The sequence below is a fragment of the Sphingopyxis sp. genome (assembly GCF_051861155.1).
GTDB lineage: Bacteria > Pseudomonadota > Alphaproteobacteria > Sphingomonadales > Sphingomonadaceae > Sphingopyxis.
Genome location: NZ_JBHYDE010000012.1, coordinates 34,433 through 53,220, shown reverse-complemented (window position 1 = coordinate 53,220; position 18,788 = coordinate 34,433). Strand labels below are relative to the sequence as shown.

At 64.5% G+C, this 18,788-nt stretch carries 15 protein-coding genes, 2 tRNA genes and 1 pseudogene; 8 read left to right on the top strand and 10 right to left on the bottom strand.

What is annotated here, in order from left to right; all coding sequences use genetic code 11:
- Window positions 1–106 precede the first annotated feature (106 nt).
- Window positions 107–274 (top strand): annotated as a pseudogene (locus ACTIFP_RS17210) (hypothetical protein); the annotation flags it as partial.
- Between the two features lie 53 nt (window positions 275–327).
- Here ACTIFP_RS17210 and ACTIFP_RS17205 read toward each other — a convergent pair.
- Window positions 328–540: a hypothetical protein gene (locus ACTIFP_RS17205; protein WP_439569915.1), complete on the bottom strand. Its 213-nt coding sequence runs from the start codon at window positions 538–540 to the stop codon at window positions 328–330.
- A 205-nt stretch (window positions 541–745) separates the two neighbouring features.
- Complete coding sequence (locus tag ACTIFP_RS17200) at window positions 746–1,456, bottom strand: SDR family NAD(P)-dependent oxidoreductase (protein ID WP_439569913.1); 711 nt, start codon at window positions 1,454–1,456, stop codon at window positions 746–748.
- 107 nt (window positions 1,457–1,563) lie between these two features.
- Here ACTIFP_RS17200 and ACTIFP_RS17195 point away from each other — a divergent pair, with 107 nt between their 5' ends.
- Window positions 1,564–2,472: a LysR family transcriptional regulator gene (locus ACTIFP_RS17195; protein ID WP_439569912.1), complete on the top strand. Its 909-nt coding sequence runs from the start codon at window positions 1,564–1,566 to the stop codon at window positions 2,470–2,472.
- Between the two features lie 78 nt (window positions 2,473–2,550).
- On the opposite strand, the gene ACTIFP_RS17190 is transcribed toward ACTIFP_RS17195, so the two are convergent.
- The 5 genes from ACTIFP_RS17190 to ACTIFP_RS17170 form a co-directional block, all read right to left on the bottom strand.
- Window positions 2,551–2,979 carry a pseudoazurin gene (locus tag ACTIFP_RS17190; RefSeq protein ID WP_439569911.1) on the bottom strand — a complete coding sequence of 143 codons (429 nt, stop codon included), beginning with the start codon at window positions 2,977–2,979 and terminating at the stop codon, window positions 2,551–2,553.
- Between the two features lie 52 nt (window positions 2,980–3,031).
- Entirely contained in the window at window positions 3,032–4,120 is a 1,089-nt protein-coding gene (locus tag ACTIFP_RS17185) for a phosphotransferase (RefSeq protein ID WP_439569910.1), read from the bottom strand.
- A complete protein-coding gene (locus tag ACTIFP_RS17180) occupies window positions 4,099–5,241 on the bottom strand; it encodes an acyl-CoA dehydrogenase family protein (protein ID WP_439569909.1) in 1,143 nt (380 codons plus the stop codon). The genes ACTIFP_RS17185 and ACTIFP_RS17180 overlap by 22 nt, the downstream gene beginning before the upstream one ends.
- A 52-nt stretch (window positions 5,242–5,293) precedes the next feature.
- On the bottom strand, window positions 5,294–5,674 hold the full coding sequence (locus tag ACTIFP_RS17175; protein ID WP_439569908.1) for a DoxX family protein: 381 nt from the start codon (window positions 5,672–5,674) through the stop codon (window positions 5,294–5,296).
- Between the two features lie 195 nt (window positions 5,675–5,869).
- On the bottom strand, window positions 5,870–7,060 hold the full coding sequence (locus ACTIFP_RS17170; RefSeq protein ID WP_439569907.1) for a hypothetical protein: 1,191 nt from the start codon (window positions 7,058–7,060) through the stop codon (window positions 5,870–5,872).
- Between the two features lie 192 nt (window positions 7,061–7,252).
- Here ACTIFP_RS17170 and ACTIFP_RS17165 point away from each other — a divergent pair.
- Window positions 7,253–7,328: transfer RNA gene (locus ACTIFP_RS17165), tRNA-Thr, on the top strand.
- A gap of 79 nt (window positions 7,329–7,407) precedes the next feature.
- Here ACTIFP_RS17165 and ACTIFP_RS17160 read toward each other — a convergent pair.
- The 3 genes from ACTIFP_RS17160 to ACTIFP_RS17150 form a co-directional block, all read right to left on the bottom strand.
- Window positions 7,408–7,773: an MbcA/ParS/Xre antitoxin family protein gene (locus ACTIFP_RS17160; RefSeq protein ID WP_374396576.1), complete on the bottom strand. Its 366-nt coding sequence runs from the start codon at window positions 7,771–7,773 to the stop codon at window positions 7,408–7,410.
- A 20-nt stretch (window positions 7,774–7,793) separates the two neighbouring features.
- Window positions 7,794–9,011 (bottom strand): tyrosine-type recombinase/integrase, encoded by a 1,218-nt coding sequence (locus ACTIFP_RS17155; RefSeq protein ID WP_374396579.1) that lies wholly within the window; start codon window positions 9,009–9,011, stop codon window positions 7,794–7,796.
- Between the two features lie 222 nt (window positions 9,012–9,233).
- Window positions 9,234–9,320, bottom strand: a tRNA-Leu gene (locus tag ACTIFP_RS17150).
- 202 nt (window positions 9,321–9,522) lie between these two features.
- Here ACTIFP_RS17150 and ACTIFP_RS17145 point away from each other — a divergent pair.
- The 5 genes from ACTIFP_RS17145 to gltB all read left to right on the top strand — a co-directional run bounded on the left by ACTIFP_RS17145 (window position 9,523) and on the right by gltB (window position 18,657).
- Window positions 9,523–10,461: a complex I NDUFA9 subunit family protein gene (locus ACTIFP_RS17145; protein WP_439569914.1), complete on the top strand. Its 939-nt coding sequence runs from the start codon at window positions 9,523–9,525 to the stop codon at window positions 10,459–10,461.
- A gap of 75 nt (window positions 10,462–10,536) precedes the next feature.
- Window positions 10,537–11,337, top strand: a complete 801-nt coding sequence (locus ACTIFP_RS17140) for an undecaprenyl-diphosphate phosphatase (RefSeq protein WP_439569906.1) — start codon at window positions 10,537–10,539, stop codon at window positions 11,335–11,337.
- Between the two features lie 158 nt (window positions 11,338–11,495).
- Window positions 11,496–12,938, top strand: a complete 1,443-nt coding sequence (locus ACTIFP_RS17135; protein ID WP_439569905.1) for an NAD(P)-dependent oxidoreductase — start codon at window positions 11,496–11,498, stop codon at window positions 12,936–12,938.
- A 23-nt stretch (window positions 12,939–12,961) separates the two neighbouring features.
- Window positions 12,962–14,113: a DUF2059 domain-containing protein gene (locus ACTIFP_RS17130; protein ID WP_439569904.1), complete on the top strand. Its 1,152-nt coding sequence runs from the start codon at window positions 12,962–12,964 to the stop codon at window positions 14,111–14,113.
- A gap of 17 nt (window positions 14,114–14,130) precedes the next feature.
- Window positions 14,131–18,657: a glutamate synthase large subunit gene (gene gltB / locus ACTIFP_RS17125; RefSeq protein ID WP_439569903.1), complete on the top strand. Its 4,527-nt coding sequence runs from the start codon at window positions 14,131–14,133 to the stop codon at window positions 18,655–18,657.
- Window positions 18,658–18,788 lie beyond the last annotated feature (131 nt).

The following is an 18,788-nucleotide window of genomic DNA, read 5'->3' as shown; positions in this document are numbered from 1 at the left end:
CAAACGCTTCATCTGTCCGTCCTTCCTTCAAGACCGGACTCTAATCACTGTTGGAGGAAAATCAGGGGGTCACGTCAGTTGGGCTGTTGCCGCGCTCTTCATCCTCGTGGCGATCGGCCGGTGTCTGCCCTCGCCCGACACGTCGACTACTGCGGTGGCTGGGACAGCGAAGTGGGTTACCGCGCGTTCGCTCAACTGTCGCTCATCGAACTCGGTCAATGCGAGCGCCGTGAAGAGCTTTGTCAAAGATAATTCGGTGAAGGTGCTCGAAGAACGTGATGGATGGTCGCGACTGGATGACAGCAGCGGCTGCTGGGTTGCATCGCGCTATCTCACCGACACCCCTTCGACCAGCGCTCCCACAGCGCAAATTCCGCAGACCCTGCTCTCGCCGGGTACGGGATCGAGCAGCTCCAACGCAGCCCCCTCGTCATCATCAAGCAGCGGATCGGTAAGCCAGTTCGGCGCGTCATCGAACAGCCCCTCCAATTCCTTCAAAAGCAGCTCATCATCGACGAGAAAGAAGGCGTCGACGCGCAAGAAGAAGCGTAAGAAGAGGTCAAGCGGAGGATATTCAGGATCCTCCTGCCCATGCTCTGGTGGCAATGTGTGCATTGGGCCGCGCGGAGGGCGTTATTGCATCACGAGTGGCGGTAATAAGCGCTACGGCGTATAACTTCACCGCACATTCCCAGCACGGAAGTGTGACATATAAGCGCGGCATTGAAGGGGGCGGAGAAGCACCTCAACCTGGCGTCGGGACGACGACCTCGAATCCCGAACGGACCGCAACCATTTGCCAATATTGCTCGGCAAGCGCATCCGGCTCGACGGTCGGGACCTCACCCGCCATCCCGCCGTGCTCTTCCGCGAAAATTTCCTCCAGCCGGCTGCCCTTGATCATCGCCGCCACGATCAGCATGGCGGCATGGACATTGGTGCCGGCCAGTTCACCGTGCAGCGAGGAGATATAGTTGCGCAGCGCCGCCATCGGCACCGGAGCGCCGCTCATATTCGGCAACGGGCTGACTGCCAACGCGCCCGCACCCATGAGGATGGCGCCATCGCCGCGGGCGAGCATTCCCGGCAGGACGGCCTGCACAAGTTCGACCGGCGTCGACAGGAGCAGATTTGTAAGCATGCCCATTTTCTCCGCGCCAAGGTCCCGCGCGGACGCGAACGGCGACGGAAAGATCGGTGCATATTCCAGGACGTCGATGTGCCCGAAACGGTTCTCGATCGCAGCTACGGTACCGCTCGCCAGTTCGGGTTTGGAAAGATCGGCCACGAAGATATCCGATTCGATGTCGGCCGCACGAAGGGTGGTCGCGAGAGCCTCGAGGCGCGATTCAGTTCGTCCCACGAGAGCGGCCCGATAGCCTTCGCGTCCGAACCGCCGCGCGACCGAAAGGCCGAGCCCCTGCCCCGCGCCAAAGACGGCAATCGTTTTCGACATGCTTTGATCTCCATTATGCTGAGTATTCCTGCCGGATTAACGAGGACGGCCCGGAATTTTAGAGAGATAATCTGGAAAGATTATTCCGATTACCGCATAATGACTGCATGAACCTCGAAGGAATCGAAATTTTCGTGGCGGTGGTCGATGCCCGAAGTTTCACGCGCGCAGGAGAGAAGCTCAGGATTCCCGCATCGACCGTAAGCGCAAAGGTCGCCCGGATCGAAGACCGGCTCGGCGTCACCCTGATCCGCCGAACGACGCGGCAGTTCCGGATCACCGCTGCCGGCCAGACCTACTACGAGCATTGCCTGCGCGCGCTCTCCGAACTGTCGAAGGGCGAACAGGCGCTGACTCTCGACAATAGCGAACCCGTCGGCACGCTTCGTCTGACCGCGCCCGTCAATCTCTGCCACGCGTTGCTGCCGACGTTGATCGAACCCTTCCTTGTCGCTTACCCGGGAGCGCATGTCGAACTGTTCGCGACCGACCGCAGGCCCGACCTGATCGCCGAGGGCATCGATGTTGCGATATGGCCCGGCGGGCTTGCCGATTCTTCCTATATGATGCGCGTGCTGCGAACCTCGACGCTCGGCCTGTGGGCCTCCCCCGCCTATCTTGCCGCCAACGGCACACCGCGTGAACCCGGGGATCTTGCAAACCACAAGTTCGTCCTGTTCGGGCCCGTCAATGAGGCGGTGAGGCTGGAACGGCCGGACGGGACGGGGTTCGACTTCGATCTTCCAGGGCGCATCGTGACCGACGGCTTCGACACCGCACGGACCTTCGTCGCACGAGGCAATGGAATTGGGCTGTTGCCCGACGTGGTTGCGGAAGACGGCACCGCCGCGCCCCTCGCTCGCGTCCTGCCCGGTTACGGAAGCAGCGATTGCACGATCCACCTAGTATATCCCGCGCAGCGCTTCTTGCCCAAGGTGGTCCGTGCCTTTATCGACATGGCAGTCGGGGCCGTGGTCGACGATAACGAGCCTGGAGCAGCCTGCTATGTGAAGTAGCGCGGGATCGCGCGCCGGACCGGGCAGGGCGGCGCCGTTTCCGGCGCCGCGAGCGAAGATGCGACCGCGACCGCCCGCCTAGCGGACGGCGTCAAGGGCGGGCTTCAGCCTTTTGGTCGCAAGCGGCGGCATTTTGGTGGCACGGGCCGCCGTCAGATTGCTTTTGCCCGCTATAACGAGCGCCACCATGCCCATCGAATAATGCGGCAGGCATTTGATGCCGTAAATTCCAGGCGCCTTCACCTCCAGCACGACCTCCTTGTTGAGGGCGCCCTTGATCGGAGCCTGTCCGGCCGGCCATATTCCGGGAATCGTTTCGGCATTGTGCGACGGATCGGTCGGCACGAAACGCACGCGGTCGCCGACCTTGGCCTTCACGACGGCGGGTTCGAAGACCATCGTGCCGTCGGCGCCCCGGTTCTTCATCTGGACGATGATATCCCGCGCCGCAGCCGGGGTGGAAAGCAGCGCGATCGTCAAAAGGGCAAGCAGTTTCAGTTTCGGCATGGGAGAACTCCTGTTCTTGTTGCGAATGGCGGCAAGCGGGGCGGAGGCCGGTTCAGCGGCACGCCTCGAGACTTTCGCACGCGAGCGCGACCAGAAGGGGAAAGCTGCGGGCGCGCTCGCGTGCGTGGGCCGAGGCGGCGGTGCCCCGGATCGCCCTGCCCTTTATTCCATGAAAGATCGCGGCCAGCCGGAAGAAATTGAACGCGAGATAGAAGGCATAGTCGGCTTGCCCGATCGTCGGGCGGCCGACCCGGCCGCAATAGGCCGATATATATTCGGCCTCGCCGGGTATTCCGAGCGCGGCGAGGTCCGCTCCCCGCAGACCGGCGACGATCTCCGGTGGCATGCGATACATCATCGCATGATAGGCGAAGTCCGCGAGCGGATGGCCGATCGTCGACAATTCCCAATCGAGCACGGCCAGAATCCGGGGCTCGCTCGGGTGGAAAATCATATTGTCGCAGCGAAAATCGCCATGAACGATGCGCGCCTCCTCGCAAGCCGGTATGTGGCGAGGCAGCCATTCGACCAGCCTGTCCATCCCGGGATCGCGGCCAGCCTCGGCATCTGCCAGATACTGCCGCGACCATCGCGCGATCTGGCGTTCGAAATAATTGCCCGGCCGGCCATAGTCATCGAGAGAAAGGTCGTGCGAATCGAGCCGGTGCAAGGCGGCGATCGCCTCGTTCATCGCGTCGAAATAGGCCGCACGTTCATGACGGGCGACGTCGGCGAAGGTCGCATCCCAGAAGATGCGACCCTCGACCATTTCCATGACATAGAACCAGCTTCCGATCACGCTATCGTCGGTGCAGAGACCGAACACATGGGCGACCGGGTAGCCGGTCCGCCCGAGCGCCTGGAGGACACGTGCCTCGCGTTCGACCGCGTGCGCGCCCTTGAGCAGGACGCCGGGTGGCTTGCGGCGGAGGACATAGGAGCGCCGCGGCGTCACCAGCTTGTAGGTCGGGTTCGATTGCCCTCCCCTGAACTGCTCGACCGCAAGCGGGCCGCTAAAACCCTCGACATGCGCCTCCATCCAGCGGGCAAGGCGGGCCTCATCGAGCGCGTAGCCATCGCGCACGCCCGTCGTCCCGACATTGGCTGCGGTCCGCGCGGTCACGACCGCCGCTCCCGCCATTCGCGCCCAATCTTCTTCGCAAGGCTCCATTTGTGCACTTCGGTCGGGCCATCGTAGATGCGGAAGGCGCGCACCTCCCGGAATATCTGCTCGACCACCGTGTCTCCGCTCACGCCCTGCCCTCCCATCATCTGCACGCAGCGGTCGGCGATACGCATCAGAAGCTCCGAGACCGCCACCTTGGTCATCGAACTTTCGGCCGTGCCGAGGTGGCCCTCGTCCAGGATGGACGCGCACCAGTCGATCATGAGCTCGGCCTGCTGCAGGTCGATCAGATTTTCCGCGAGCATGAAACCGACGCCTTCATGCTCGATCAGCGTCTTGCCGAAGGCCCGCCGGCGGCAGGCATAGTCGAGGGCGATCTCGTGCGCCCGCTGGCACGCACCGAGCCAGCGCATGCAATGCGACAGACGGGCGGGAGCCAGGCGGACCTGGGCATAATGAAAGCCTTCGCCAGCGCTGCCGAGCATCTGGCTCGCCGGAACGCGCAGCCTGTCGATCGTGACGACGGCGTGTCCACCCGGCATCGAATTGTCGATCGTGTTCGGGACATGGTCGATCCGGATCGCCGGATCGGGCAGATCGACGAGAAACATGCACGCGCCCTCGCTGGCCTTCGCCATGATGATGCCGACACCCGCCCCGCTCGCTCCGGTAATGAAGGCCTTGCGGCCGCTGATCACCCAATGATCGCCGTCGGGTTCGCAGATGGTGGTCATCATCGACGGATCGGATCCCGCCCCGTCCTCTTCGGCCGGCTCGGTCATGAAGAAGGCCGAACGTAGACGACCGTCGACGAGCGGTGCGAGGAAGCGATCGCGAATCTCGGGACTGCCCGCGTGGGCCAGCAGGTACATATTGCCCTCATCGGGCGCCGCGGTATTGCACGCCAGCGGGCCGAGGGGCGACAGCCCGGACTTTCGCAATATGATCGCGGTCTCTCGCTGGGTCAGGTGGCTCCCGTCGGGCCGGATGTGCGGCGACAGGACGCCCGCGGCGCGGGCGCGGTCCTTGAGCTCCGCTACCAGTTCTTCGGTCGGGCAATTATGATGGTCCCGGCGCGAATCCTTTTCGAAGGCGATCACCGTGTCGCGAACGAAGCTTTCGACCCGCGCGGCCATCGCCGCCGCATAGTCGGAAATCAGCTCGTGTCTGGTCGGATTTGCCCGCACCCTATTGACTCACCGCCGCGTCGACGCTCCAGATTCCCGCGCCCCGCGCCGCGATGAACAGGAAGATGAAGCAATAGAGGATGACGGTCTCGCCGCCGTTGAGGATCGGGAAAGGACTTTGTGCGCCATGCGCGACCCAGTAAGCGACCGCCGCCATGCCGCTGGCGAGGAAGGCTGCAGGGCGAGCGAAAAGGCCGATGGCGATGAGGCTGCCCGCAACCAGTTCGATCGCTCCCGCCGCATAGAGCATCGGATTGAGCGGCATGGGAAAGTTGGCCGGAAAATTGAAGAATTTCATCACGCCATGCGCCAAAAACAGCAGGCCCGCGACGATGCGCAGCAACGCATAAGCCTGTTCGCCGAACCGGTCGAGAAACCTCATAAACACCCCCCTCTTGTCAAAATGTCGATGCCGTCCGCATCCGCCCGCTGCCCCGCATGTACGGAGCCCGGTTCCGCCCGTCTGTTTGCGAGCCGGGTCATCGATCGGCCGGTTCGGGCGCGTTGGCGAGGACCCGCAAGGCTTCCTTGAGAAGCTTCCCGTTCGGATTGCGCGGAAGCGCCTCCACGGAGATCATCACCCGTTCGGGCACCTTGTAGTCGGACAGGCGTTCGGCGCAGAAGGCGCGAACGCTCTCCGCCGTGACGGACGCGTCGCTGCTTCGCACAGGCCGAACATCCGCGAGATCACCATGTCCTGGTAGGTAGCGACGGTCGACCCGACCCACATGTTGATGAAGAAATAGGCGACCGGGCTGATCAGCGAATAGGTGAGGAAATCATTGTTGGTGAACATGAGCGGGACGATGAAGAGCGGGACGACCGCGGCGATCATGCAGGTAAAGACCCGGCCACGCGGATCGCGGGCTTTCCAGAAGTCCGAGAGCCGTCCGCCCGCGATCACGCCGATCGCCGATGCGGCCGCGCCGGGAACGCCAAAGCCGCGAACATCGCCATCCGGCGGCGAGCAAAGAGCCCCGAACATAAGTCCGAGATGTTCCAATTTCTGCGACGCCGTCTCCTCGCCCCACATGCCCTGGCGAAGCAGGCCTGATGGCGCGAGCGTCGACGTTTTGAACGCAATGAGACTGTGGACTTCGCTCTGAAGGTGGAGTGGCGCATCGCGGCAGCCAGCCATGCTCTCGTCGGTCGCACCAGCATCGACCAATGCAGTGTTCGAGAATCGGAGCGAGAAGCGCTGCTGCGTCGCTTCTCGCTGAAAGCGGCGATACTCTGTCGCGCCCTCGATGATGACCGACCGCACCCACGCCAGTATTTCCTCACGCTCGCGTTTGGGCCGCTTCGAGAAATCGCCCGGAAGGTGCCAGGCGAGTTTCCGCCGCTCGGCGACCGTAAGCGCTGCTATCGCGGGTCGCGCGGTGGCACGCCCGGTCCGATCGAGTTTCGCCTGAAAATAGCCCTCGGGCAGGCGATAGCGGCGCTCGATTCTGCTCAGGACCGAGAGGCTTTCGATCGTGCCCGGCGCCTTTACGCCGGTCGCCCACGTCTGGATCGTCTTGCGATCGGTCTTGTCGCCCGGTCCGATGATGGCACGGTGGAGATGATTGCAGCTGTCGCCGTGCCGGCGCATGTGCAACGCAAGCGCTTCGGGAAAAGAGGGCGGATCGATCCATTCTTCTCCCGTTGCTTCGGGAAATTCGACAATCAGCTTCGGTTTCGGGCCGCGCTTCTTTTTCGGATGGCCAGCGAGGTCCGCGCTCTCTGCTACGGGTGCGAGCAGCGGGCGTTCCGCCAAAATGGTGGGCACTTTCAATAAACTCCTGCATTGGTGTGGGGCGGCGCCCGATGGCAGAAGCTTCCTTTCAAATGGCAAACGGCTGGATCGCTCTCACGATCACCGCGGATTGCGGCGCCCAAACACCCTCTCGCACTCGTCGCCGGGAAACTGCGCTACGACGCTTGTCTTCGCGCCGACACGCTGGTAGAGGCGCCCCTCGTTGCCGCTTTAGCTCAGTTGGTAGAGCACATCATTCGTAATGATGGGGTCACAGGTTCGAGTCCTGTAAGCGGCACCATCGACCCCATAATTCAATGACTTAGGCCGGATTCTTTTTTCCGGTAGCCGTTGTTCGTGGTCATTTGGCGCCGCCTGAATCAGGACGCTGCCCTCCTCGTCTCCACATAGGAGAGCAGCTCGCGCAAACCGCCTTCTGTCCGGACAAGATCGATCGGCCGTCCACCCAGATCCATATTCTCCGTTTGAAGCCAGGCCATGACGGACCGGTCATCGCCAATCAGTACAGCCAGCTCCTGAAACAGACGCACGAGAAATTGACCGGCCCGGAAGGCCGGGTCCGGTCGAGCAAGTCGGAATGTCCCGTTGCGCAGGTCCGCTGCGCGACTGCCCGCGATGCCGAGTATCTCTCCAAGCAGGTCGTCACCGATACTCCAGAGCACCGCAATGCGCGCCACAGCCTCGGACAGTACACGGTTCTCCGCTTCCGACGATGTCTCCATCATCTCGTCTTTCCCCGGCACGGTCAGTCCTCCAGCAGGGCAGAGATCGCAGCTTCGTCATCGCTCCGCAGTGCATCCAGATAGTCGCTCCACCACTGGTGCATCCGTACCCGCTCCTCCCAGTAGGGCGTCCGGTTATAGATACGGCGGATCTGATTGTTGTCGGCGTGCGCGAGCGACCGTTCGATCGCATCGGGGTTCCACTTGCCGCACTGGTTGAGAAGCGACGAGGCGGTCGCGCGAAATCCGTGGGACGTCAAATCCCGCGGCCCATAGCCCATGCGGCGGTAGGCGGCGTTCATCGTATTCTCGCTGAGCGGTCGCTTCCACGTGTGGAACGCGGGAAAGACATAATCCTCGCCGCCGACATAGGGCCTAAGCTCTTCCAACAGGGCGATCACCTGCCGCGACAACGGGACATAGTGGGGCCGCCGCATCTTCATGCGCTCCGGCGGGACAGTCCAGACGGCCTTCTCGAAATCGAACTCGGCCCAGCGCGCGAGCCGTAGTTCACCGGGCCTCGCCATGACGTGCGGCAATATCTTGCAGGCGAGCAAGGTGATCGGATAGCCCGAGTATCCGTCTAGCGCCCGCAGGAACCCACCCACCTCTTCCGGCTCGACGAGCGCAGCGTGGTGCTTCGGCCTCGGTGCGATCAGCGCGCCGCGCAGAAGCGTTGTCGGATCGGAGTCCGCGCGCCCCGAGGCCGCAGCATAGCGAAACACACGGCTCGCAAAGGAGCGGCAGCGACGCGCTGTCTCGAAGTGCCCCTGCGCCTCGATTTTCTTGAGCACCGCGAAGAGATCGACGGCCTGCAGGTCCGCGATGGGCGTGCCGGCGATCGGCCGAAGCTTTTCGAGAAGCCACTTCGTCTTCTCGATCGTCGCTTCGCTCCGGCCTTCCTTCGTGACCATCTCGATATATTCCTCGGCGAGATCGCCGAAACAATTCGAGGCCTTGAACTTGCCGACGAGCTTGTGACGCTTCCGCTCCGCGAGCGGGTCGGTGCCCTCATGGATCTTCAGCTTGGCCTCGTCGCGCTTGCGCCGGGCTTCGGCGAGGCCGACATTCGGATAGGCGCCAAGCGCAATGCGCTTCTGCTTTCCATGCATCGTATATTTGAACCGCCACAGGCGCGCACCGGTCGGGTGCACCTCGATGTAGAGGCTGTGGGCATCGGAGACTTTGTAGACGCGATCCCGCGGCTTGAGGGACCTGATTTGAACATCGCTAAGAGGCACGGCTCAACTCCTTTAAAAGGGTTAGGACCGGCACCAATCACGGCGCTCGAGGCGAACGGGCCATCGAGCAAAACTCACTCCAAAAAAGACGGGCCATTATGGCTTTTTTGATGGCCCGTTTCGGGGTGAGATTGTGTGAGACACCCTCGGACAATTCGGAACAAAACCCACGGAAAACTAACATATTTCCGGGATTTTGTCGATTGCCCTGAGAAGGGTAAATGGTGCCCAGAAGAGGACTCGAACCTCCACGACCTTGCGATCGCCAGCACCTGAAGCTGGTGCGTCTACCAATTCCGCCATCTGGGCACGGGGTAGGAGCGGGCGCTTAGCGGCGGGGCTGGCGACTTGTCAACTGCGGTGCGCGGGTCACGGCACATTTTATCGCAAAGGTGCCGGTTTCAGGCGATCGAACCGCCGTCGCCCCTTGCCCCCTTCCCCGCTTCGCGGCATGGGGAAGCCGTGCGGCGCGCGCAGCGCCGCGTTCCAGAATCGATCACAGGCGGATGCAATGCAGAAATTCGACGGGCAATTGATCACGGTGCTGGGCGGCGGCGGTTTCGTCGGCCGCTATGTCGTGCAGCGCCTGCTCGCGCGCGGCGCGCGCGTCCGTATCGCGCAGCGCACCCCGCGCGCTGCGACCTTCCTGAAACCGCTGGGCGGGCTGGGCCAGACCCAGTTCGTTACCGCCGACGTCCGCGATGCCGCCAGCGTCGCGCGCGCGGTGCAGGGCAGCGAGGCGGTGATCAACCTGGTCGGCGCCTTCGCCGATATGCAGGCGGTGCAAGCGGCCGGCGCGGGCCATGTCGCCGCCGCCGCCAAAGCCGCCGGCGTCCGCACGCTGGTCCATGTGTCGGCGATCGGTGCCGATCGGGACAGCCTGTCGGCCTATGGCCGCAGCAAGGGCGACGGCGAAGCCGCGGTGCGCGCCGCCTTCCCCGCTGCAGCGATCCTGCGCCCGTCGATCGTCTTTGGCCGCGAAGACCAGTTTATCAATCGCTTTGCCGCGATGATCCGCATGGCGCCGGTCATCCCGGTCGTCGCGCCGACGGCGAAATTCCAGCCGGTCTATGTCGGCGACGTCGCCGATGCCGTCGTCGCCGCGCTGGGCGCTGCCGCGGCGGGCCAGACCTTTGAGCTCGGCGGGCCGCAGGTGCTGACGATGGGCGAGCTGCAACGCTGGATCGCCGATGCGACCGGGCGCGCGCCGCTGTTCGTCGATGTTCCCGACGTTGTCGCCGGGGCGCTCGCATCGGGTTTCGGCTGGGCGCCCGGCGCGCCGATCACCAAGGATCAGTGGCTGATGCTGCAACGGGACAATGTCGTTGCCGACGGCGCCGCAGGGCTCGCCGCGCTGGGCGTCGCACCGACGTCGCTGGCCGCGGTCGCCGACGATTGGCTGGTGCAATATCGCCGCCACGGCCGCTTTGCGGTCCAGAAGCCCGCCTGACCCCCACCACCCGGGCTCCGCCCTGCCCCCGCCCGATCGCCGGGTTGCCCGGGGTGAACAACCCCAGGACAGCAAATGCACGACCTTGCGACCATCATCATCCTCGGCATCATCGAGGGGCTGACCGAATTTCTGCCGGTGTCCTCGACCGGCCACCTGATCCTCGCCGCCGAACTGCTCGGCTTTACCGGCGACGGTTCGGCGGCGTTCAAGATCTCGATCCAGCTCGGCGCGATCCTCGCGGTGCTCGTCGCCTATCGCCAGCGGTTCTGGAATGTCGGCCTGGGGCTGCTGCGCGCCGATCCGCCGTCGATCGCCTTCACCCGCAACATCCTGATCGGCTTTCTGCCCGCAATGCTGATTGGCGCCGTCGCCTATGACAGCATCCGCGCGCTGCTCCAGTCGCCGACGACGGTCGCGGTCGCGCTGATCGTCGGCGGCATCGCGATCCTCGCGATCGAACGGCTGGTCAAGGTGGTCAAGGTCGACAGCGTCGAGGCGATGCCGCTGCGCACCGCGATCCTGATCGGCGCCATCCAGTGTATCGCGATGATCCCCGGGGTCAGCCGGTCGGGCGCGACGATCATGGGGGCGCTGCTGATGGGGGTCGAACGCAAGACCGCCGCCGAATTCAGTTTCTTCCTCGCTGTCCCGACGATGATGGGCGCCACCGCCTATTCGCTGTGGAAGGACCGCGATGTGCTGGTGGTCGACGATCTGACCGCGATCGCGATCGGGTTGGGCGTCGCCTTTGTCGTCGCGCTGGCGGTGGTGAAAGCGCTGGTCGCGGTCGTCGGCCGCTTCGGTTTCGCGCCCTTTGCCTGGTACCGAATCATCCTTGGCAGCGTCGCGCTGATCTGGTTGGCGCTTAGATAGGTCCGAAACGGTATTATCTGTGAAAGATAATTACGCTCAGCCTATCGCGGCACTGTATTGAGTGCAATTTTAGGACAGCAATCATTCCCTAAATGCAATTTCGGCCGTGACAGAGCCGGTCCGCCCATGCATCTGCCCCGCTCAGAAGGGGAATTTGCATGGCTGCCGATCGCATGCTCCAGTTTGTCGAGCGCGAACAACATTATCCGGATAAGCGATCCGCCGACGATCGCGCCCAGGATTTTCGCGAGATCGCCGAGCGCTACGCGGCGCCCGACGCCGACGCGCAGGCGGCGCGCTGCTCGCAGTGCGGCGTCCCCTATTGCTCGGTGCATTGCCCGCTGCACAACCATATCCCCGACTGGCTGCGCCTGACCGCCGAGGGGCGGCTGCGCGAAGCCTATGAGCTCAGCAACGCGACCTCGACGATGCCCGAGATCTGCGGCCGCATCTGCCCGCAGGATCGCCTGTGCGAAGGCAATTGCGTCATCGAATTTTCGGGTCATGGCGCGGTGACAATCGGCAGCGTCGAAAAATACATCACCGACACCGCCTGGGCCGAGGGCTGGGTCGAGCCGCTGCACCCCGGCGCGGCGACCGGCCAGTCGGTCGGCATCATCGGCGCCGGCCCGGCGGGGCTGACCGCCGCCGAATATCTCCGCGTCGCGGGGCACGAGGTCCATGTGTACGACCGCCACGACCGCGCCGGCGGGCTGCTGACCTATGGCATCCCCGGCTTCAAGCTGGAAAAGGACGTCGTGACGCGCCGCATCGACCGGCTCGCCGCGGGCGGCATCCAATTTCATCTGGGGTTCGAAGTCGGCCAGGACGCGACGCTCGACGCGCTGCGCCAGAAACATGACGCGCTGCTGATCGCGACCGGCGTGTATAAGGCGCGCGAGATCAATGTCCCGGGCAACGAAGCCGAGGGTGTGATCGCCGCGCTCGACTATCTCGTCGCCTCCAACCGCAAGGGCTTTGGCGATGCGGTTCCCGCCTTCGACGACGGGCGCCTCAACGCCGCGGGCAAGCATGTCGTCGTCATCGGCGGCGGTGACACCGCGATGGACTGCGTCCGCACCGCGGTGCGCCAGGGCGCCAAATCGGTCAAATGCCTCTATCGCCGCGACCGCGAAAATATGCCCGGCTCGCTGCGCGAAGTGTCGAACGCCGAAGAGGAAGGCGTCGAATTCGTCTGGCTGTCGGCCCCCGCCAGCTTTACCGCCGACAAGCATGTCAAAGAGGTGGCGGTCGCGGGCATGCGCCTCGGCGCCCCCGACGCCAGCGGCCGCCGCAGCCCCGAGGTCGATCCCGGCCGCACCTTCGACCTGCCCGCCGACATGGTCATCAAGGCGCTGGGTTTCGATCCCGAGGAACTGCCCAACCTGTTCGGCGCCCCCGACTTGAGCGTCACCCGCTGGGGCACTTTGCGCGTCGATCATCAGACGATGATGACCAGCCTGCCCGGCGTTTTTGCCGCCGGCGACATCGTCCGCGGCGCCAGCCTGGTGGTGTGGGGCATCCGCGACGGCCGCGATGTCAGCGACCAGATGGCAAAGTGGTTGAAAGCCAAAGCAAAAAGCGAAAAGAAGGCAGCATGACCAACAGGGGAAGGAAGTTCATGATGTCGACCTGGAAATATCTGCTGCTCGCCGGCGCCGCCGCCATCGCGCCCGCCACCGCCCTTGCCGCGCCGACCGAAGCGCCGCTGGCCGAGGTCGTCGCGGCCGAGGACGCGCCGACCGAGTTCAGCAGCGAAGCCGCAATGGCCGACGCGAAAGCCAAGATGCAGAAGGAAATCGATCAGGTGATCGCCCTGATCGAGAAAATCTATGGCACCGACAAACTACCGCCGGTCGCGCCAGCTCAGCTGGCGCTTGCGCAGCAGACGACCGCGGCGCTGGTGCCGCCGGGCAGCCTCGAAAAGATGATCGACAATCTGTACGGCAAGCTGTTCAAGGGCATATTGGGCGAGATGGGCGGCATGTCCGACCTGATGCTGTCGATCAAGACCGGAGTCGAAAGCGAAAAGATCGCGGCGCTCGATGAAGCGAGCAAGACCGCGGCCGCCGACCTGCTCGACCCCTATCGCCAGCAGCGTGAAGACCAGGTGATGAAGGTCGTCAAGCCGCTGATCAGCGAAGCACTGCGCGATATGGAAGCGCCGATGCGCAGCGGCATGGCGCAGGCCTATGCCCGCAAATTCACCGCGGCGCAGCTGACCGATATGAACGGCTTTTTTGCGACCCCGGCAGGTCAGGCTTACACCTCCGAATGGATGGCGCTACAGGCCGATCCGCAGGTGATGCTGGCGATGATCAAGGCGGTGCCGCCGCTGGTCACCAAATTCATGGACCGCGCCCCGGCGATCGAAAAGGACATGAAAGAGCTGCCGAAGGAAAAGCAGCTCAGCGACCTCAGCGAAGCCGAACTGACCAGGCTCGCCAAGCTGATGAAGGTCGATGTGAAGGTGCTGAAGGAACAGCGCGACATGTGGACCGGCGACGCGGTCCACACCACCGCGGTCGATGCCGCGACCGACGAGCCCGCCTACGATACGTCGGCCGATGCTGCCGTCGAAGCAGCGGCCGCCGCCGCCGATGCTGCCGCCGCATCGATCGACCCCGCCTTTGACCGCAGCAACTGGTCGGCTGCCGACCGGAAGCGCGTCGAGGACGCCGAAGCGGCGTTCGAGGCTGCGTCGGTCAGTGCAATCGATGCCGAAGAGACGGCGGTCGCCAATGCGCGCAAGCGCCTGCCCCCTTCCGCCGAATAGGCCACAGGACGAACGACATGACCCACTACCCCACTCCCGAACACGCGCGGCTTGCCGAGCAAGGCATGTATCGCCCCGACCTGGAATCCGATGCCTGCGGCGTCGGCCTGGTCGCGGCGACCGACGGCAAGGCGTCGCGCCGCGTCGTCGAGGCGGCGATCGAGGCGCTGCGTGCAGTCTGGCACCGCGGCGCGGTCGACGCCGACGGCAAGACGGGCGATGGCGCGGGGATCCATGTCGACCTGCCGGTGCGCTTTTTCGACGATGCGATCGCGGCGTCAGGCCACAAGGTGCGCCCGAACCGCCTCGCCGTCGGCATGATCTTCCTGCCGCGCACCGATCTGGGCGCGCAGGAGGAATGCCGCACGATCGTCGAGGCCGAGGTCATCGACGCGGGTTTCACCATCTATGGCTGGCGCCAGGTGCCGGTCGACGTGTCGGTGATCGGCGACAAGGCGCAGCGCACCCGCCCCGAAATCGAGCAGATCATGATCGCCGGGCCGCTGCCCGACGAACAGTCGCTCGCCGAGTTCGAAAAGCAGCTCTATCTGGTCCGCCGCCGGATCGAGAAAAAGGTGATCGCGGCGCAGATCGCCGACTTTTACGTGTGCAGCCTGTCGTGCCGCTCGATCATCTACAAGGGATTGTTCCTGGCCGAGAGCCTCGCCGATTTCTATCCCGACCTGACGAGCAAGCTGTTCGAAAGCCGCGTCGCGATTTTCCACCAGCGCTATTCGACCAACACCTTTCCGCAATGGTGGCTGGCGCAGCCATTCCGCTGCCTCGCGCATAATGGCGAAATCAACACGATCCGCGGCAACAAGAACTGGATGAAAAGCCACGAGATCAAGATGGCGAGCCTCGCGTTCGGCGAGCATAGCGAAGACATCAAGCCGGTGATCCCTGCGGGCGCCAGCGATACTGCGGCGCTCGACGCGGTGTTTGAAACCCTGTGCCGCGCCGGGCGCGATGCGCCGACCGCCAAGCTGATCCTGGTTCCCGAGGCGTGGACCAACGAGAACGACGTCCCCGGCAACCACCGCGCGATGTACAGCTACCTCGCCAGCGTCATGGAGCCGTGGGACGGCCCCGCCGCGCTGGCGATGACCGACGGCCGCTGGGCGGTCGCGGGCATGGACCGCAATGCGCTCCGCCCGCTGCGCTACACGCTGACCGCCGACAATCTGCTCGTCGTCGGGTCGGAAAGCGGCATGGTGCTGCTGCCCGAAGCGAGCATCCGCAAAAAGGGCCGCCTTGGCCCCGGCCAGATGATCGCCGTCGATCTCGACGAAGGCGTCCTCTACGAAGATCTCGCGATCAAGGACAAGATCGCTAACGCCCACGACTATCCCGCCCGCGTCCGCGGCTTCCGCACGATGGCCGACCTGCCCAAGGGCGGGAAATCGACCCTGCCGACCTTCGAGCGCAGCGAATTGCTCCGCCGCCAAGTCGCCGCGGGCCTGACCATGGAGGATATGGAGCTGATCCTGTCGCCGATGGTCGAGGACGCCAAGGAAGCGATCGGGTCGATGGGCGACGACACCCCGCTCGCGGTCATTTCCGACAAGCCGCGCCATGTCGCGCAATTCTTCCGTCAGAATTTCAGCCAGGTCACCAACCCGCCGATCGACAGTCTGCGCGAACGGCATGTGATGAGCCTGAAGACGCGCTTCGCCAACCTCGCCAACATCCTCGATGAGCGCGGGCAGAGCGACCATGTGCTGGTGATCGACAGCCCCGTGCTGGTCGGCGACGACTGGGATCGGCTGCGCGCCTATTTCGGCGATGCGGTCGCCGACATCGATTGCACCTTCAAGGTCGGCGGCGACGCCGCGACCCTGCGCGAAGCCATCGCGCGCGTTCGCCGTGAGGCCGAGGATGCGGTGCGCGCCGGGCGCAGCGAGCTGTTCCTGACCGATCAGGCGATCGGCGAAGGCCGTGTCGGCATGGCGATGGTGCTCGCCGCCGCCGCCGTCCACACCCACCTCGTCCGCAAGGGCCTGCGCAGCTATGCCTCGATCAACGTCCGCTCGGCCGAGGTGCTCGACACCCATGCCTTTGCGGTGCTCGTCGGGGTCGGCGCGACGACGGTCCACGCCTATCTGGCCGAAGCCGCTATCGCCGATCGGCACGCGCGCGGGCTGTTCGGCGGCGAATTGTCGCTGGGCGACTGTCACCTGCGCTTCCGCAAGGCGATCGACGACGGGCTGCTCAAGATTCTCGCCAAAATGGGGATCGCGGTGATCTCCAGCTATCGCGGCGGCTATAATTTCGAAGCGGTCGGCCTGTCGCGCGCGCTCGTCAACGACCTGTTCCCCGGCATGCCCGCCAAGATTTCGGGCGAAGGTTATCAGTCGCTGTTCATCAACGCGACCGAGAAGCATGAGGCGGCGTTCGACAAGCGCGCCACCACCCTGCCGATCGGTGGTTTCTATCGCCAGCGCGCGGGCGGCGAGACGCACGCCTATTCGGCGCAGCTGATGCACCTGCTCCAGACCGCGGTCGCGACCGACAGCTATTCGACCTATCTGCAATTTTCGCGCGGGGTCGCCGACCTGCCGCCCGTCTATCTGCGCGACCTGATGGAATTCAACTATCCGGCGCAGGGCGTCGCGCTCGACAGCGTCGAGGCGATCACCGAAATCCGCAAGCGTTTCGTCACCCCGGGCATGTCGCTCGGCGCGCTGTCGCCGGAGGCGCATGAGACGCTGGCGATCGCGATGAACCGCATCGGCGCCAAGGCGGTGTCGGGCGAAGGCGGCGAAGCGAGCGAACGCTACCAGCCCTATTCCAACGGCGACAACGCCAACAGCAACATCAAGCAGATCGCGAGCGGCCGCTTCGGCGTCACCGCCGAATATCTGGGCGCCTGCGACGAGATCGAGATCAAGGTCGCGCAGGGCGCCAAGCCCGGCGAGGGCGGCCAGCTACCCGGCTTCAAGGTCACCGAGTTCATCGCCCGGCTGCGCCACGCGACACCGGGGGTGACGCTGATCAGCCCGCCGCCGCATCACGACATCTATTCGATCGAGGATCTGGCGCAGCTCATCTACGACCTCAAGCAGATCAACCCCCGCGCACGGGTTTGCGTCAAGCTGGTGTCGAGCGCGGGCATCGGTACCGTCGCGGCGGGCGTCGCCAAGGCACACGCGGACGTCATTCTCGTCGCGGGCAATACCGGCGGCACCGGCGCCTCGCCGCAAACGAGCGTCAAATATGCCGGCACCCCGTGGGAAATGGGCCTCAGCGAAGTCAATCAGGTGCTGACGCTCAATGGCCTACGCCACCGCATCCGCCTGCGCACCGACGGCGGGCTCAAGACCGGGCGCGACATCGTCATCGCCGCCATCTTGGGTGCCGAGGAATATGGCATCGGGACATTGAGCCTCGTCGCGATGGGGTGCATCATGGTGCGCCAGTGCCATTCGAACACCTGCCCGGTCGGCGTCTGCACGCAGGACGAAAAGCTGCGCGCGAAGTTCACCGGCAGCCCGGAGAAGGTCATCAACCTGATGACCTTCATCGCCGAGGAAGTGCGCGAAATCCTCGCCAGGCTCGGCTGCCGCAGCCTCGACGAAGTAATCGGCCGCACCGAACTGCTGCGCCAGGTCAGCCGCGGCGCCGAACATCTCGACGACCTCGACCTCAACCCCATCCTCGCCAAGGTCGATGCGCCTGATAACCAGCGCCGCTCGCAGGGCGGTGGCCGCAACCCGGTCCCCGACAGCCTCGACGCGCAAATCCTGAACGACGCCAAGCCGCTGTTCGAGCGCGGCGAGCGCATGCAGCTGACGTATAACGTCCGCAACACCCACCGCGCCGTCGGCACCCGCCTGTCGGCCGAGGTCACCGCGCGGTTCGGGATGAACGGACTCGCCGACAATCACGTGCAGGTCCGCCTGCGCGGCACCGCGGGCCAGTCGCTCGGCGCCTTTCTGTGCAGCGGCATCACCCTGGAAGTGTTCGGCGACGCCAACGATTATGTCGGCAAGGGCCTGTCGGGCGGGCGCATCGTCGTGCGCCCCACCGTGTCGAGCCCGCTGGTCAGCCAGCATAACAGCATCATTGGCAACACCGTCCTCTATGGCGCGACGTCGGGCACCCTGCTCGCGGCGGGTCAGGCGGGCGAACGATTTGCGGTCCGCAATTCGGGCGCCAAGGTCGTCGTCGAGGGCTGCGGCGCCAATGGCTGCGAATATATGACTGGCGGCGTCGCGGTGATCCTTGGCCCCGTCGGGTCGAACTTCGGCGCCGGGATGACCGGCGGCATGGCGTTCATCCTCGATACCAATGGTCTGTTCGAACGCCACGCCAACGCCGAATCGATCGTCTGGCAGCGGATCGACAGCGCGCATTGGGAACAGGTGCTGAAGGATCTGGTCGAGGACCATGCCAAGGCCACCGGCAGCAAATGGTCGAGCGAAATCCTCGCCGACTGGGACCGCTGGCAGGGTCAATTCTGGCAGGTCTGCCCGAAAGAAATGCTCCCCCGCCTCGCCCACCCGCTGAGCGATGCGGCAGCCGAGGTGGTCGCGGCAGAGTAGATTCAAACCCATATAGGTCGTCATCCCGGCGAAGGCCGGGATCTCCGCGTCGCGTCATTTGGCGAGGGCGAGATCCCGGCCTTCGCCGGGATGACCACATAGAGAACCGAGTTGATCGCGGCATTGCGGCG

Bases quoted from the DNA above. Each gene is read 5' to 3' on its own strand.
- ACTIFP_RS17190 (WP_439569911.1), bottom strand. From the start codon at position 2,979: ATGCCGAAACTGAAACTGCTTGCCCTTTTGACGATCGCGCTGCTTTCC.
- gltB (WP_439569903.1), top strand. From the start codon at position 14,131: ATGACCCACTACCCCACTCCCGAACACGCGCGGCTTGCCGAGCAAGGC.
- ACTIFP_RS17180 (WP_439569909.1), bottom strand. From the start codon at position 5,241: ATGGCCGCGCGGGTCGAAAGCTTCGTTCGCGACACGGTGATCGCCTTC.
- ACTIFP_RS17160 (WP_374396576.1), bottom strand. From the start codon at position 7,773: ATGATGGAGACATCGTCGGAAGCGGAGAACCGTGTACTGTCCGAGGCT.
- ACTIFP_RS17200 (WP_439569913.1), bottom strand. From the start codon at position 1,456: ATGTCGAAAACGATTGCCGTCTTTGGCGCGGGGCAGGGGCTCGGCCTT.
- ACTIFP_RS17130 (WP_439569904.1), top strand. From the start codon at position 12,962: ATGTCGACCTGGAAATATCTGCTGCTCGCCGGCGCCGCCGCCATCGCG.
- ACTIFP_RS17195 (WP_439569912.1), top strand. From the start codon at position 1,564: ATGAACCTCGAAGGAATCGAAATTTTCGTGGCGGTGGTCGATGCCCGA.
- ACTIFP_RS17135 (WP_439569905.1), top strand. From the start codon at position 11,496: ATGGCTGCCGATCGCATGCTCCAGTTTGTCGAGCGCGAACAACATTAT.
- ACTIFP_RS17140 (WP_439569906.1), top strand. From the start codon at position 10,537: ATGCACGACCTTGCGACCATCATCATCCTCGGCATCATCGAGGGGCTG.
- ACTIFP_RS17185 (WP_439569910.1), bottom strand. From the start codon at position 4,120: ATGGCGGGAGCGGCGGTCGTGACCGCGCGGACCGCAGCCAATGTCGGG.
- ACTIFP_RS17175 (WP_439569908.1), bottom strand. From the start codon at position 5,674: ATGAGGTTTCTCGACCGGTTCGGCGAACAGGCTTATGCGTTGCTGCGC.
- ACTIFP_RS17145 (WP_439569914.1), top strand. From the start codon at position 9,523: ATGCAGAAATTCGACGGGCAATTGATCACGGTGCTGGGCGGCGGCGGT.